This window comes from Micromonospora sp. NBC_01796 (assembly GCF_035917455.1).
Taxonomy (GTDB): Bacteria; Actinomycetota; Actinomycetes; order Mycobacteriales; family Micromonosporaceae; genus Micromonospora_G.
In genome coordinates, this window is sequence record NZ_CP109078.1 from 6,713,813 (window position 1) to 6,729,482 (window position 15,670).

The following is a 15,670-nucleotide window of genomic DNA, read 5'->3' on the forward strand; positions in this document are numbered from 1 at the left end:
AACCGGACCGGCGTGGCGTGCGTAGTGCAGGCGACCGGGCAGTGAACAGCGCCGTCCGCCCTGAACGGCCGGTCGGACCAGGGCCATGCGGGAAGGGGCGGTCCGGTGATCTCAGAGCGCGCCACGGCCCCGGCCGTCGGGTCGGTGATCGCCGCGCTTACCGGTGACGCGCTCCTGCTGCGTACCGCCGCCGACGACCCGGCGCCGATGATCCGGCTCACCGCCGCCCTGCCGGTCGAGCCCGACCGGGTCACCGTGCTCAGCACCCCTGCGGTGACCGCCCTCCCGGATCTGTCCACGCTGCTGCCCGAACTCCTCGCCGAGCACCTCGGCGGGAGCGCAGCCGGGATCCGCCTGCTCTGCCTCGGCACGTACGCCGAGCCGGTGGCAGTGGATCTCCTGGTCCGCGACCTCGCGGACCGGATCGGGCAGGAGGTCGTCCTGCCGTTGGATCCGTGCAGCGTTGACGACGGCGGGCAGCCCGGAACGCTCACCGGTGGGCGGGAGTGGCTCAGCTGCGCGCCGGGCGGGACACCGGTTCCGGAACCGGAATGGCCGCCACGACCACCGGCACCGATGCCCACCCCGGCGACGAGCGGGGACGCCACCACGGCCCCCGTCGTGAGCGCGGACCTGACAACAGCCCCCGTCGTGAGTGCTGAGCCCACGACAGCTTCCACTGCTGACACCGGCGTGGACATGGGCGCGACCACGATCCCGACCGCGAGGGTGAACGCGGATCGACGGGCTGAGCCGCCCGCCGACGCCTCGGTGTTCCGGCGTCCCGGCATCGGGCAGCTGGCCGGCCCATCCATCCCTCGCTACCTGCCCTATGGCGGCAACCGGCGCCGACCCGGCACGACAGCGGCACCGCAGGTCAATCTGACGGCAGCACCGCCGAACGGTGCGGCGGCACCGCCGGTCAACGTGACGGTAGCACCGCCGAACGGTACGACAGCGGCGCCGCTGCCGGGCAGGGCCGCAGTGGTACCCGCCGTCGACAGCCCTGTCCCGGTGGCGGTGGCCGCATCGGAGCCGCAGGTTGCCGGACGGTCCACACCGGCCGGCTGGTCGTTCCTGGCCGAGGACGCGCCTACGGTCGGGATGCCGCTGGCGGCGGGCTTCCTGGTGGAGGTCGAGATCGGGGCGACCGGGTTCCGGGTGGCCGGCCGGCCCGTTCCGCCCACCGGCCTGGCGAAGCTGATCGTGGCAGCCAAGCGTGGGTCGACCCGGCCGGTGGTCCTGCTCAGTTCGGGCACGTTCCCCGGCGGTCCGGCCGCTGACCTGCTCTTCGGTGGACTCGCGGACGCACTCGGCGGGACCGTGTACGTCGCCGACGCGGCCGTGTCGGTGACCGCGCACGGGTTGCTCGTCACGGAGGGGCAGTTCCGGCGGTGGGCGCCGAGAACCGCCACCCCACCAGCGGGTCCACGTCACCGGACGGTCGGACGTGTTCTTCCCGTGCCGGCCGGAACGCGACGTCGTCCGGGCAGCCCGACGGCGGCCGTGCCCGTACCACCGGGAGCGGCCGTGCCCGAGGCGGCTGCGCCCGGGGCGGCCGAACCCGAGCCGGACGGTTCCGGGGCGGTTGTGCCCGAAGCGGACGGTCATGAGACGGCCGTACCCGAGGCGGGCGAGATCGGGTCGGCGGTCGAAGTCCCGGCGGCAGCGGCGGCGTCGGGCGAGGGTCGCGCCGGGCCGGACCGGGCGGAATCGGGACAGCACCCGTCGAGGCTGCCCGAGCCGGTCAACGTGGACACGAGCCCGGTGCTCGCGGCAGGCCCGGCCATGGCCGAGCCGGTGCCGGTCGAATCCGTGGCTCTGCTGGACTCCGCCCGTTGGCGCGACACCCCACCCGCACTGGAGGTGCCGCGGATGATGCACCCGGCGGGACCTCTTCCGGTTGTCCCCGTGCCCGATGCCGCAGCACCGCCGCAGGCATCACCTCCGACCGTCCCGCTGCCGGCCGCGCCGGTTGCGTACACCGGTGCTGCCCGGACCGAGACGCAGGCGGCGGCGCGCAGTCAACCCCCGCCGGACCGGGACACTCCCGCGACACCGTTTCCCGGTGGCGTCGGTTTCGGCGATCCGGGAAGCCCGGCCCTTGTCGAGTCGGTAAGCCCGGCCCTTGTCGAGTCGGGGAGTCCGGGGCTTGTCGACGGGCGGACCGGCCACCAGGCGCCCTCTCCATACGGTGTCGACCAGCGGCAGCCGGCCGGCGCGGGCAGTCCGGCGGGCGCGGTCACCGGGGCCGAGGCCGTGGGTGGGCCGCCCGCACCCGCGGAGCCGGAAGTCGAGGCCACCGACGACCGGGCCAGCATCGGTCACGCGCAGCACATGATCACGGCGACGCCGGTGGGGTTGGGGCAGCCCGGCCACGAAACCCGGCCGGCGGCGGTGGTGCCGGCGCCGTTCTGGCTCACCGAGGAGGCCTGGGACCCTGCCGACCGCGGACGCCTGCGGGACGCCCTCAACGGACGGTACGACGCACACGTGCGGGTCATCACCCGGACCCTGGCCGAGGAGCCGGGCATGCGTGCCGCCGGTGCGTCGGCCGAGATGATCGCCGGGCTGGTCGCGTTGCGGGCGTACCACGACGGTGAGCGGGAGGCGGTGAACCGGGAGCTGCGGACCGGGGGTCAGGTCGAAGATGGTCCGGCCGGCAACGGCGGACCGGGGGAGCGGGCCCGGCTGCTGGCCCGTGGCGCCGTGCACGGGCTACGCCGGCTACCCACCGTGCTCGGGCCCGTCTACGCGTCGGCCCAGCTACCGCCGCCGGCACTCGCCGGCTACCGGCCGGGTATCGAGGTGGTCGAACCGGCCTTCGTCGACGTCGACCTCGCCGCCGCCCCGGCGTCCGAGGCGACCGTCCAGTTCGTCATCTGGTCCGCCAGCGCCCGCCGGCTCGACCGGATCAGTCCCGGTGACACGGCCGCCGCCCTCTTCCCGCCCGGTAGCCGGTTCGCGGTTCTCGCGGTCGACCGTCCGGACGACGACCAGGAGCCGATCCGGGTGCTGCTGCGGGACCTGGCCGGGCAGGGCGTACGCGGCGACCGGGGAGTGGACCGGCTGCTCGACCGGCTGCGCGCCGCCCGTACGCAGGCCACGGCGGTCAACCGGCCCCGAATCCTGGAGTTCGCCCCCGGGCTCGACCCGTCGGGTCAGGTTTTTGCCATCCCGTCGCAGCTCGTCCCGTCCGGCGCAGCCGACGGGCGGTCACCGACCGGGCACAGTGGAGGTACGCGATCGTGAGCCAGGACATGCTGTCGGTCTCCCAGCACGATCCCACCTGCCCGTCCAGGATCTCGGACGCGCTGGCGGCGGCCGCGCCGGGCGCCACCATCGTGGTGCAGCCGGGGACCTACCGGGAGCAGTTGCGGCTCACCGGCGACGTGACCCTGGTCGCCGAGGACGGTCGGGGCACCGTCACCGTCCAGGCCGACGGCGGTGTGGCGGTGTTCGTGGGAGGCGGTTCGGCCACAATGCGCGGACTGGCGGTCACCGGCGGCAGTGACCGGTTCCCGGCGGTGCAACTCGGTGGTGGCACGTTACGGATGACCGGCTGTGACGTACGCGCCGACGGGATCGTGGCCGTACATGCCGTGGCCGGGCGGCTGGAGATGGACGATTGCGCGGTGACCAATCCGACCGGCGCCGGGTTCCTGGTCGAGCAGCAGGGCGCCGGAACGATCGGCAACACCGCGATCACCGACATCGGCGGCGCCGCGATCGTCATCGCCGCCGGCGCCGATCCGGAGTTCCTGGGCTGCACCGTGTCCGGGGTCCGTGGCGCCGGGGTGCTCTCCACCCGTGGCGGCCGGGGCACCGTACGCGGGTGCGAGATCAGCGCGGTCGACGGCCCGGCGGTCGCGGTCGAGGAGGAGGGTGCGATCCGGGTCGTGGACACCGTCGTCCGGGACACCCCCGGCTCCGGGCTGGTCGCCATCGACGGCAGTCCGATCCTGGAGGACTGCGAGTTCCGTGGCATCGGCGGACACGGACTGGTCTGGTCCGGTCGGGCCGCCCCGGAACTGCACCGCTGTCGGGTGACCGGCACCGGGGGCCACGGTGCCTTCCTGCTCGACGCCGCGGCCGGTCTGCTCGACGGGTGCGAGTTCGCGGAGACGGGCGCGGCGGCGGTAGCGCTCACCGGCACCGCCTCGCCCCGGGTCGAGGGGGGCCGGATCGTCGGCGGTGACGGGGTGGCACTGCTCCTCGACGGGTCGGTGACCGGCGAGGTCACCGGCACCGAGGTGCGGGGCGGCACCACCGGGGTCCTGCTCCGGTCCGGAGCCGACCCGCAGCTCACCGGTCTGACCATCGAGGGCGCCACCGAGTACGGCTTACAGTCCGTCGACGGCGGCCGGGGAACCGTACACCGACTCAGCGTGACCGACTGCGCCGAGGCGGCGATCCGGGTCGGCGCCGAGGCAACGCTCGTCATCGACGACGCGAACCTGCGGGGTGGCCGGGTCGGGCTGCTCGTCGCGGCCGGCGGCACCGCCACCGTGACCTCCTCCGACCTCGGCGAGGCGCACGACGCGGGGGTGACCGTCGAGGGGACCGGCGAGGTCACCCTCCGGGACACCCGGGTGCACCATCACGGCGGTCCCGGCGTCCGGTTCGCCGCCCGGTCGCGGGGACGGCTGGACCGTTGCGAGGTCTTCGACAACGCCGGTGACGGCGTGTGGGTGGACACGGCCGAACCGGTGTCGATGACCGGGACGACCGTTCGGGGCAACGGCGGCCAGCAGGTGCGCCACGGCGTACCGAACGGGTCACCGGAGCCCGTCCGGGCCGACGCGGACGAACCGCAGCGACCGGAGCCGGGCGAGCCGGCCGCGGACCCGGTGCCGGCCGAGCGTGCCGCCGAGGACCCGGTCACACCGTTGCTGGCCCAGTTGCACGCGCTGGTCGGGCTGGCCGGGGTCAAGCAGGAGGTCGCGACCCTGGTCGGCCTGCACCGGATCAGCGCCCGCCGCAGCGCCGCCGGACTGCCGATGCCACCGATGTCGCGGCACCTGGTCTTCGCCGGAGCACCCGGCACGGGCAAGACCACGGTGGCCCGGCTCTACGGGCAGATCCTGGCCGCGCTGGGTGTCCTGCCGGGCGGGCCGCTCGTCGAGGTCGCGCGGGCCGACCTGGTGGCCGAGCACATCGGTGGGACCGCGGTGAAGACGACGCAGAAGTTCACCGAGGCGATCGGCGGGGTGCTCTTCCTGGACGAGGCGTACGCGCTCGCCCCGGTCGAGGGCGGGTCCGGCCACGACTTCGGTCGGGAGGCGATCGACACCCTGGTCAAGCTGATGGAGGACCACCGGGACGAGGTCGTGGTCGTGGTGGCCGGCTACTCGCCGCAGATGCGTACGTTCCTGGCGTCGAACCCCGGCCTGGCGTCCCGGTTCTCCCGGACGGTGGAGTTCGACAGCTACACCACCGACGAGCTGGTGACGATCGTCGAGCGGCTGTGCAGCACCCACCACTACGCCCTGGAGTACGACACCCGGCTGGCCCTGGCCCAGCTCTTCGACACGATGCCCCGGACCGAGTCGTTCGGCAACGCCCGGGTGGCCCGGCGGGTGTTCGAGGAGATGATCGGGCGCCAGGCGTACCGGCTGTCGGAGGCGGGGGCGTCCTCCGGGGTCGAGCTGGCCCAACTGCTGCCCCAGGACCTGGGTGCCGCGGCCGCCTCGGCGGTGAGCGCCGGTGCGCCCCGCGCGGCCGAGGTGGACGCCCTGCTGTCCCAGCTCAACAACATGATCGGCCTGGCCGGGGTGAAGCGTGAGGTGTCCGACCTGATCGACCTGCTGGCGAACGTACGGGCCCGGGTACGGGCGGGTCTGCCGGTCCCGCCGGTCTCCCGGCACCTCGTCTTCTCCGGCCCGCCCGGTACGGGCAAGACCACCGTGGCCCGCCTCTACGGGCGGCTGCTGACCGCACTGGGTGTGCTCAGCGGTGGGCAGTTGGTCGAGGTGGCCCGCGCCGACCTGGTCGGCGAGTACGTCGGCCACACCGCGCACCGTACGCGGGAGGCGTTCGACCGGGCGCGTGGCGGAGTGCTGTTCATCGACGAGGCGTACACCCTCGCCCCGGCCGACAGTCGCAACGACTTCGGTCGGGAGGCGATCGACACGCTGGTCAAGTTGATGGAGGACCACCGGGACGAGGTGGTGGTGATCGCGGCCGGTTACGACCAGGAGATGGCCGCGTTCCTGGCCGCGAACGCCGGTCTCCAGTCGCGCTTCACCCGACACATCCACTTCGTCCACTACCAGGCCGACGAGCTGGTGGCGATCTTCGAGGGGCTGGCGCGGGCGAGCGGCTACGAGTGCCCGGGTGACACCCTGGTGGCGCTGCGGGCCCACTTCGAGCGGGTGCCGACCGGCCGCTCGTTCGGCAACGGCCGGTACGCCCGACAGTTGCTCGACGAGGCGGTGACCCGGCAGGCCGGACGGCTCCGGTCGGTCGCCTCGCCCAGTGTGGACGACCTGCGGATCCTGCGCGTTTCGGACGTCTCGCCAACGGTGGGCGCCAATGTCTGAGGACTGATCGGACACATCGGACGGCCCGAAAAGCCTTGCCACACACCAACATTCATCTTCAAGACATTCATGTGTTTCCTTTCCTCCACCGTCGGTCAGACCGGGCAACGCAACGTGGCGGCAGTCGTCGGGCGCTCCGCTCGACGGCGGTGGCGTGGGGAGGCAACTCGGTGGTTGCGGTGTGCAATGAGACGGGCGCGGCGGTGTCGTCCTCGACCGGTCGGGACATCGCCGATCCGTCCCGGCCGGACCGGCGTCTCACCGATGCCCGGATGGCGGTCCTGTACGAGACGCACTCAGACCCGCTCTTCCGTTTCCTGCTGCGGCTGACGCTGGGCGCCCGGCACCTGGCCGAGGACCTGCTCCAGGAGACCATGGTGCGCGCCTGGCGGAGCATCGACGTGCTCGCCGCGGATCAGGAGTCCCAGCGCCGGTGGCTGTTCACCGTGGCCCGGCGGATCGCCATCGACGCCGCCCGCGCCCGGCAGGCCCGGCCGACCGAGGTGGGGGTCGTCGACATGTCTCGGCTGCCGGCGACCAACGACGCGATGGAGGGCGTGGTCGCCGCGCACACCGTACGCGAGGCACTGCCGAAGCTGAAGCCGGAGCACCGTACGGTCCTGATCGACCTGTACTTCCGTGGCCTGTCGACCGGCGAGGTCGCCGCCCGGCTCGGTATTCCGGAGGGCACGGTGAAGTCGCGCGCCCACTACGGCCTGCGGGCGCTGCGGGCGGCCGTCGGGTCGACCAACGCCGACTGACCGTGCCCCGGCGGCCCGCCGGGTCGGGTCCTAATCTTGGGGTGACAGCACCGCGTGGTGCCCTCCATCCGAGCAGATCCGGCGGATCCATGACCGACCTCGACCCCGCGCACCCGGACCCGAACCACCCGGCCGGGCTCTACCTCCTCGGCGCCCTCGACGCCGACGCCGAGGCCGCCTTCGAACGGCACCTCGCCGGGTGCGTCTCCTGCCAGGACGAGTGTGACCGGCTCGGGCCGATGGTCACCGCGTTCGGGCGGCTCGACGCCGACGAGGTCATCAACGGGGAGCCGCCGACCGGGTGACCAGACCCGGCTTCCGGGCGTCAGCCGCGCCACCACTTCTGGTTGGCGTCACCGCTGCACTCCCAGAGCTGCAACCGGGCACCGTTGCCGGTGTTCCAGTCCTGTACGTCGACGCACTTGTCGGCCAGCTTGTTGACCAGGTCGTGGGCGCCGTTGAGGGTGAACCGCTGCGCCGGGCCCCCGTTGCAGACCGCGAGCTGGACGGTGGTGCCGTTGGCGGTCGACGCCCAGGCCGCGTCCATGCACTTGCCGAACGCCCGCACACTGCCGTCGGCCGCGAACGTCCACCGCTGGTTCGCCGACCCGTTGCAGGACCAGAGCCGCAGCGGTGATCCGTCGGCCGAGCCGGACGCGTCGATGCACTTGTCGACGTACCCGTGGATCGTGACCCCGGACGGCGCCGGCTTGGTTGTCGTCGGCGCGGGTTTGGGCGGGTTCACCGGCGGATTCGGCGCCGCCGGGGGTGGCGGTGCGGCCGGCGGTGGCGCGGCCGCGACCGGTGGCGCCGCCGGGGGTACGGCCGGTGGTGCCCCGGGCGGTGCGGCCCCGGCCGGCGGTGGTGCCGGTGGCGGCGCGGATCCGGCCGGTGGTGGCACCGCCGGGCTGCCGGGACGGGGCAACTGCGCCCCGGCCGGTGGGCCACCCAACCGCGGGTCGTTGGCGTAGTGGTCGGCGTAGGCGAGCACCATCGCGGTGTGTTCGCGCAGGCCCGGCGAGTCGGGCAGGCCGCCGGCCTGCTGGACCACGGCGCTACCCCAGTGGTACGCGGCCAGCGCCATCGGGTACGGGTCCGTCCCGATCCCGGACAGCTCGCGGGTGAGCACGCACATGGCCTGACCGAGCGCGGGGATCGCGGCGTCGGGGTCCCACGGGGAGGCGGTCGGGGGCGCGTACCGGGCCCAGGTCTGCGGCAGGAACTGGGCGACCCCCTGGCCGCCACCGGCGCTGAGCAGGTTCGGGTTGAAACCGGAGGACGCCATCAGCTGGGCCGCGACCCGGGCCGGGGTGACCGTGGCGCAGACCTGCCCGGCGGCCAGCACCAGGGGCAGGTAGCCGTCCGGCACCGGGATCGGGGCGGTGCCCGCGGTGGGCACCACCCCGACGGCGCGGGGAGTGGGACCCGGGCTGCCGGCGGTGAGGTCGGGCTGCCGCTCGTACCAGGTCGCGTACGCGGCCACGGTGTCGACGTACCCGCGCGCCGCCGCCGGCACCCCGCCCGCCGCCCGTACGGCCGGCAGCCCCGACCGGTACGCGGCCAGCGCCAGCCGCCACGGGTCCCCGTCGACGCCGGCCCGGCGTACCTGTCCGACCAGGTCGCACATCTGATGGGCGAGGGCGAAGATGTTGGCGTCGGTGTCCAGCCGGGGCGCCCTGGGCCACGGGGCCCAGTCCTGCCATGCGCTGTCGGTCAGCGCGGCGATGCCGGCCCCGCCCGAGGAGTCCGCCCGCAGGTTCACCTCGAACCCCGACGCTGCCATCAACTGTGCCGCCACCCTCGCCGGGGTCAACGCCGGGCAGGACAGTGCGGCGGCCGCGATCGTCGACACCTGCGCCACCGGAACCGGGCTGGCCGCGCGGCCGGACTCCTGCGCGGTCGCGTCACCGAAACCGGAGCCGGCCGCCACCGCACACACCCCGACCAGTCCCGGTACGGCGGTGACCGCGACCGCCCGGCGCAGCCGCAGACCGAGCCGCAGGTGCCGTACGGGCAGCCGACCCGCCCCGGCCCTGGCCCACCGGGCGACGGCGGCCACGCCCCGCCCGCCGAGGCGTCGTACGGCTCCGCCGCCAGCCGTTGCCCGCACGGGCACCTCCCTCACTCACCCGGACCCGAACCCCACAACGGCCCGCACCCGCCACCGGTTCACCGCCACCGCCACCGGCCCCGGACTCGGGGCGTCGGTGGCGGTGGATGCTGGCGACCCAGGCGCCAGTAGCGGCCGACCCCTAGCGGCTCAGGCGCCGGTAGCGGCGGACCGCCAGCGGAGCGAAGACCGCGATGAGCAACAGCGGCCAGCAGACGGCCAGCAGCACCGGGTGCTGGGCGACGAACGAGTCCCCACCGAGGCCGGGGTTGCCGAACAGGTCGCGGGCCGCCGCGACGGTGGACGAGAGCGGGTTCCAGATCGAGATCGCGCCGAGCCAGTCCGGCATCAGCTCCGGTGCCACGAAGACGTTGGAGAGCGCGGTGAGCGGGAAGGCGAGCGGGAACACGATCACGGAGACCGTCTCCGGGTTGGGCACCACCAGCCCGAGGTAGATCCCCAGCCAGGTGAGCGCGACCCGGAGCAGCAGGATGAGCGCGACCGCGAGCAGCGCGTCGGCCCACCCGTTGCGCCACTGCCAACCCACCAGCAGGCCGCAGACGACCAGGGTGGACATCTCCAGCAGGGCGCGCAGCAGGTCCGCCACGCTCCGGCCGGTGAGCAGCGCGGACCGGCTCACCGGCATCGACCGGAACCGGTCGACCACACCCTTGTTGACGTCGGTGGCGATGCCGGTGGCGGTCGCGCCGAGGCCGTACAGCATGGTCATCACGAAGACGCCCGGCAGCAGGAACTCCCGGTACCCGCCACCGCCCGGCACCGCCATGCCGCTGCCGAAGACGTACCCGAAGACCAGCACGAACATGATCGGGAGGGAGAAGTAGAGGATGAGTTCCTCCGGTGCCCGGACCACGTGCGTCATGTAGCGCCCGGTCATGGCGCGGGCGTCGGAGACCGCCCAGCGCAGCCGGGTCGACGCGGTCGGTGCCGGCTCCGCGCCGGTCAGTACCGGTGCACCGGTACGGGTGTCCACCATCGTGTTCATCGCCGATCAGCCCCGTTTCCGCTGGTGGAAGCACTGGTCGCGGTGCCCGTGGAGCCACCGGTGGGTGGGCTCGTGGAACCGCCGGTGAGATGCAGGAACGCCTCGTCGAGGGTGGGTCGCCGCAGGCCGATGTCCTCGACCGAGACGCCCGCGTCGACCAGTGCCCGCATCACCTCGGCGAGCGCGGCGACCCGATCGGTCACCGGGGCGCTGAGCCGCCGGGTCTCCGGGTCGCGGTCCGGGGTCGTGGCGCAGACCCGCCCGACGATCCCGGCGGCGATGTCCAGCTCGGCCACGTCGTGCACGACCACCTCCACCCGGTCGCCGCCGATCTTCGACTTCAGCTCGTTCGGGGTGCCCTCGGCGACCACCCGACCGGAGTCGACCACCGAGATCCGGTCGGCCAACTGGTCCGCCTCCTCCAGGTACTGGGTGGTCAGCAGCACTGTGGTCCCGTCCCGGACCAGGTCCCGTACGGCGTCCCAGAGGCGGTTGCGGCTGCGCGGGTCCAGGCCGGTGGTCGGCTCGTCGAGGAACAGCACCTCCGGGGTCCGGATCAGGCTGGCGGCGAGGTCGAGCCGGCGGCGCATCCCGCCGGAGTACTCACCCGCCGATCGGCCGGCCGCGTCGGCGAGCCCGAACTGCTCCAGCAACTCGTCAGCCCGGCGCCGGGCCTGGCGTGGGCCGAGGTGGTGCAGCCGGCCGAACAGGGTCAGGTTCTGCCGGCCGCTGAGGATCTCGTCGATGGCGGCGTACTGGCCGGTGAGTCCGATCCGGCCGCGTACCCGGGCGGCCTGGCGGGTGATGTCGAGTCCGGCCACCTCCGCCCGGCCGGCGTCGAAGCTGAGCAGGGTGGCGAGGATCCGTACCGCCGTGGTCTTGCCGGCGCCGTTCGGCCCCAGCAGGCCGTACACCGTGCCGGCGGGCACGGCCAGGTCGAAGCCGTCGAGCGCCCAGTTGGGGCCGTACCGTTTGCGCAGCCCCTCGGTCAGGACCGCTGGTCGTGTTGTTGTCATGACCCCGAGCCTGGAGCCCCGCGCTGACCGGTCACGCACCGGCGACTGACGGTCACGCACCGGTGACTGACGGGGCCCGCCGGGGCGGTGCGTCAGTGGCCGGCGAGGACCCGGAGCGCCTGGTCGCGGCCGAGTGCCGTGCCCCGGACGAAGGCCGGTTCGTACGCCGCGTCCCCGAGGACGGCTCTCGTACGGTCGGCGATCCGGGTGAGTTCGGCGGCTCCGGCGACCGTGACGTCGCGCAGCACCCGGTCGACCGCGCCGAGCAGCAGCGCGGCCCGGGTCGGGTCGGTCCCGCCCAGGTCGAGCCGGACCAGGCCCTCGACCGCCTCGCCCAGCGGCGGCAGGCTGTCGAGCACGAGCGTGCCGGTCAACGCCCGCGCGTAGAAGTCGCGTGCGACGCCGACACCGTCGGTCACCTCGGCTATCCGCCCGAGCATCACCAGCAGGTCCAGCCGGGTGCCGGCGGCGGCGAACCACCCCTGCGGACACTCCGTCAGCGCGGCCTCGCACAGCTCGCGGGCCTCGTCGAGGTCACCGCGTCGGCGGGCGATCTCGCCGAGACCGAGCCGGGACGCGGCGGCGAGTTCGAGCGCTCCCGCCTGCCGGGCGAGCTGTCCGGCCCGGACGAAGTCGGCGTACGCACCATCCAGGTCGTCGGCCTGGATCCGTACGTTGCCTCGGGTACGCAGCAGATCCGAGATGTCCACGGTCGAACCGAGCTGTTCGGCCAGCGGCAGCGCCTCGGCCAGCGACGTCAGGGACGACGCGTGGTCGCCGCGCGCGGCGGTCAGTTCGGCCGTGGTGGCGAGCGCCAGCACGGTGCCCCACCGGTCACCGATCGCGCGCAGGCCCTCCAACCCTCGGGCCATTGCGGCCTCGGCCGGCTCGGCCTGCCCGGAGAACAGCCAGGTCAGGCCCAGACCGATCGAGGTCAGCGCGCGTGCCCACGGGTCCGAGCCGAGCAGCCCGCCCTCGTCGATCATCGCGAGCATCGCCTCGGTGCTGTCCGCCGGTGGCCCGGACGCCATCGCGGACAGGAAGAGCAGGAAGGGCTGACGGGGTGGCCGACCCAGGGCACGCAGCACCCACTCGGCCGCGTTCGACCCGGTCGGCGGCTGATGCCGGGTGAACCCGCCCAGCGCGGCGTTCAGCAGGCAGAGGGTGTGCTCCTCCTCGAGTCCTCGCGGTGGCTCGGTGCCGACCGTCCGGAGCACCTGTTCGGCCAGGACCGTGGCCTCGCCGCGCAGTCCGCGTACCCACCAGTAGAAGGACAGGGCCGCGACCAGCCGGAGCGCGGGGGCGGGGTCGGTGCCACCGGTGCTACGGCGCAGGGCGGCGTGCAGGTTGTCCCGTTCGGCGTCCAGCCGCCGGAGCCAGTCCAACTGCTCCGACCGGCGCAGGTGCGGGTCGGCGGTTTCCGCGAGGTCCAGGAAGTAGGCCGTGTGCGCCCGGTGCAGCAGGTCGACCTCACCGGCCTCGGCGAGCCGCTCGGCCCCGTACGCGCGCACGGTGTCCAGCATCCGGTAGCGCCCGTCGTGCGCCTCGACCAGGGACTTGTCGACCAGTTCCGCGAGGACCTCGACCACGTCGTGGCCGGGCATCCCGCAGACAACCTCGGCGGACTCCACGGTGGCGCCGCCGGTGAAGACGGTCAGCCGGCGGGCCAGCATCCGTTCGGTCGGGTCGAGCAGGTCCCAGCTCCACTCGACCGCCGCCCGCAGCGTCCGGTGGCGCGGCAGGGCGGTCCGGCTGCCCCGCGACAGCAGCCGGAACCGGTCGTCGAGCCGGGCCGCGATGTCCGCGACCGGCAGGGTCCGCAGCCGGGCGGCGGCCAGCTCGATCGCCAGCGGCAGCCCGTCGAGGGTACGGCAGATGCGCAGTACGGCGTCGAGGTCGGCGGCGCCGAGATCGAAGTCCGGTGCCACGTCGACGGCCCGTTCAGCGAAGAGTCGTACGGCCGGGTAGTCGCGGGCGTCGGCCGGTGTGGTCCGCTCCGGTGGCAGCGCGAGCCCGGTGACCGGGCACAGTGCCTCCCCGGTGAGTCGCAGTGGTTCCCGGCTGGTGGTGAGGATCCGCAACCGGGGGCAGGCGTGCAGCAGTCGGGCGGCGAGCCGGGCGGCCTCGGCGACGACATGTTCGCAGTTGTCCAGCACCAGCAGCACCGGGCGGTCGGTGAGCGCCGCCACCAGCCGTTCGGTGGTGACCTGCCGGTGCTCGGCCGGGGTCCGCAGTCCCGCGTCCCGCAGTCCGAGTGCGGTGAGTACGGCCTGGGCCATGTTGGTGCCGGGGCTCACCACGGCCAGTTCGACGAAGCAGACCTCACCCTCCTGCCGGCCGGCGGCCTCGATCGCCAGCCGGGTCTTGCCGGCGCCACCCGGACCGGTGAGCGTGACCAGTCGGGCCTCGCCGAGCAGCTTGCCGACCCGACGCAGTTCCTCGTCCCGGCCGACGAAGCTGGTGAGCTGGCCGGGCAGCCCCGGCCGGGCGGTCGGTGCCGGTGTCGGCGGCTGATCCGCCCGGAGGACCGAGAGGTGTACGGCGACCAGGTCGGCCGAGGGGTCGGCACCGAGTTCGTCGGCGAGCGTACGGCGGGCGTCCTCGTACGCGGCCAGTGCCTCGGCGGGTCGGCCGGCGGCGTACAGCGCCCGCATCAGCAGCCCGCGCAACCGTTCCCGCAGCGGGTACGCGGTGACCAGTTCGCGCAGTTCCCCGATCGGCGGCGCCCGGTCGGGGAGCCCGAGTTCGGCGTCGACCCGGTCCTCGACGGCATCGAGTCGCAGTTCGTCCAGGCGTGCCGCGTGCGCCCGACCGGCCGGGGTGTCGGCGATGTCCGCGAGCGGTTCGCCCCGCCAGAGGGCGAGTGCCTCCCGGAGCAGGGCGGCGGCCTCGGTCCGGTCGCCCGCGGTGAGTGCCCGGCGGCCGGCGGTGGCGAGCCGGTCGAACCGGTGCGCGTCGACCTGTTCGGGGTCGACCGCGAGCCGGTAGCCGGTCTGGTGGAACTCGACCAGCGGGTGCGCCGGGTCCGGGCCGGGCAGTGCCTGGCGCAACCGGGAGACCTGTGACTGGAGGGCGTTCGCGGCGCCGTGCGGCGGGTTCTCGCCGTAGAGACCGTCGATGAGCCTCGGTACGGGCACCACCCGGCCGGCGTCCACCAGCAGGAGGGTGAGCAGGGCGCGCAGGCGGGTGCCGCCGACGGTGACCTCTTCCCCGTCGGTCCGCAGTACCCGGGTCGGGCCCAGGATGCCGTACCGCATGGCACCCATTGTCGCCCACCGGGACGCGGCGGTTGCGCTGGCCGTGGTCGCGACGGCGCAGGTCAGGCTCGGCCGGTCGATCGGAGTTGCCGGCAAACCTCCATCACGTCTACTTTGCAGCGATCTTCCGTCGGCCCCTGTGTGAGGAGTGCGGCCCCATGACCGAGACCTCTGGTTCCACCGTCGAACCGCCCAAGATCGACCCGAGCGTCTCCCATTCGGCCCGGATCTGGAACTTCTGGCTGGGCGGCAAGGACAATTTCGCGGTGGACCGGCAGATCGGGGAACAGTTCCGGGATCTGTTCCCCGACATCGTGCCGATCGCCCGGGGGTCGCGGGAGTTCCTGTCCCGGGCGGTGACCTATCTGGCCGGCGAGGTGGGCATCCGGCAGTTTCTGGATGTCGGGACCGGGTTGCCGACGGTCGACAACACGCACGACGTTGCCCAGCGGGTGGCGCCGGAGTCGCGGATCGTCTACGTCGACAACGATCCGATGGTCCTGTCGCACGCCCGTGCGCTGCTCGCCGGCACTCCCCAGGGGGTGACCGAGTACGTCGACGCCAGCCTGCACGACCCGGACCGGATCCTGGCCGCGGCGAGGCGCGCGACCCTGGACTTCGACCAGCCGGTGGGGCTGATCCTGATGAACATCCTGGGCCACGTCCCCGACCTCGACGAGGCCCGGTCGATCGTGCGCCGGCTGATGGCGGCGCTGCCCGCCGGCAGTCATCTCGTGGTCGCCGACGGCACCAACGTGGTCGACGGTGCGGCATTCGAGTCCGCCATTGCGGTGTGGAACGCGAGTGGTTCGTTGCCCTACCACCTGCGTACGCCGGCCGAGATCGGGACGTATTTCGACGGATTGGAGTTGGTCGAACCGGGCGTGGTGTCGTGCCCGCTGTGGCGGCCCGATCCGACCGATCCGACACCCCGGCGTCCGGTCGATGAGTTCGGTGCGGTGGGTCGCAAGCCGTAGC

9 protein-coding genes are annotated in these 15,670 nt (G+C 73.7%); 5 read left to right on the forward strand and 4 right to left on the reverse strand.

Annotated features, from left to right (window positions below; all coding sequences use genetic code 11):
* Positions 1 to 105: 105 nt before the first annotated feature.
* The 4 genes from OIE47_RS30050 to OIE47_RS30065 all read left to right on the forward strand — a co-directional run bounded on the left by OIE47_RS30050 (position 106) and on the right by OIE47_RS30065 (position 7,608).
* Positions 106 to 3,252, forward strand: coding sequence for a hypothetical protein (locus OIE47_RS30050; RefSeq protein ID WP_326557889.1), 3,147 nt, complete (start codon positions 106 to 108; stop codon positions 3,250 to 3,252).
* Positions 3,249 to 6,542, forward strand: a complete 3,294-nt coding sequence (locus OIE47_RS30055; protein WP_326557890.1) for an AAA family ATPase — start codon at positions 3,249 to 3,251, stop codon at positions 6,540 to 6,542. The genes OIE47_RS30050 and OIE47_RS30055 overlap by 4 nt, the downstream gene beginning before the upstream one ends.
* A gap of 179 nt (positions 6,543 to 6,721) precedes the next feature.
* Positions 6,722 to 7,303 carry a sigma-70 family RNA polymerase sigma factor gene (locus tag OIE47_RS30060; RefSeq protein WP_326557891.1) on the forward strand — a complete coding sequence of 194 codons (582 nt, stop codon included), beginning with the start codon at positions 6,722 to 6,724 and terminating at the stop codon, positions 7,301 to 7,303.
* A gap of 89 nt (positions 7,304 to 7,392) precedes the next feature.
* Positions 7,393 to 7,608 (forward strand): zf-HC2 domain-containing protein, encoded by a 216-nt coding sequence (locus tag OIE47_RS30065; protein WP_326557892.1) that lies wholly within the window; start codon positions 7,393 to 7,395, stop codon positions 7,606 to 7,608.
* Positions 7,609 to 7,628: 20 nt separating this feature from the next.
* On the opposite strand, the gene OIE47_RS30070 is transcribed toward OIE47_RS30065, so the two are convergent.
* The 4 genes from OIE47_RS30070 to OIE47_RS30085 form a co-directional block, all read right to left on the reverse strand.
* Positions 7,629 to 9,413: a ricin-type beta-trefoil lectin domain protein gene (locus OIE47_RS30070; protein ID WP_326557893.1), complete on the reverse strand. Its 1,785-nt coding sequence runs from the start codon at positions 9,411 to 9,413 to the stop codon at positions 7,629 to 7,631.
* A gap of 142 nt (positions 9,414 to 9,555) precedes the next feature.
* On the reverse strand, positions 9,556 to 10,311 hold the full coding sequence (locus OIE47_RS30075; protein ID WP_442792196.1) for an ABC transporter permease: 756 nt from the start codon (positions 10,309 to 10,311) through the stop codon (positions 9,556 to 9,558).
* A gap of 104 nt (positions 10,312 to 10,415) precedes the next feature.
* Complete coding sequence (locus tag OIE47_RS30080) at positions 10,416 to 11,435, reverse strand: ATP-binding cassette domain-containing protein (RefSeq protein WP_326557895.1); 1,020 nt, start codon at positions 11,433 to 11,435, stop codon at positions 10,416 to 10,418.
* Between the two features lie 92 nt (positions 11,436 to 11,527).
* Entirely contained in the window at positions 11,528 to 14,692 is a 3,165-nt protein-coding gene (locus tag OIE47_RS30085) for a BTAD domain-containing putative transcriptional regulator (protein ID WP_326557896.1), read from the reverse strand.
* A 158-nt stretch (positions 14,693 to 14,850) separates the two neighbouring features.
* On the opposite strand from OIE47_RS30085, the gene OIE47_RS30090 reads away from it, so the two are divergent.
* Complete coding sequence (locus OIE47_RS30090; protein ID WP_326557897.1) at positions 14,851 to 15,669, forward strand: SAM-dependent methyltransferase; 819 nt, start codon at positions 14,851 to 14,853, stop codon at positions 15,667 to 15,669.
* Position 15,670: the final 1 nt, after the last annotated feature.

Bases quoted from the DNA above. Each gene is read 5' to 3' on its own strand.
- OIE47_RS30065 (WP_326557892.1), top strand. From the start codon at position 7,393: ATGACCGACCTCGACCCCGCGCACCCGGACCCGAACCACCCGGCCGGG.
- OIE47_RS30075 (WP_442792196.1), bottom strand. From the start codon at position 10,311: ATGACCGGGCGCTACATGACGCACGTGGTCCGGGCACCGGAGGAACTC.
- OIE47_RS30080 (WP_326557895.1), bottom strand. From the start codon at position 11,435: ATGACAACAACACGACCAGCGGTCCTGACCGAGGGGCTGCGCAAACGG.
- OIE47_RS30085 (WP_326557896.1), bottom strand. From the start codon at position 14,692: ATGCGGTACGGCATCCTGGGCCCGACCCGGGTACTGCGGACCGACGGG.
- OIE47_RS30090 (WP_326557897.1), top strand. From the start codon at position 14,851: ATGACCGAGACCTCTGGTTCCACCGTCGAACCGCCCAAGATCGACCCG.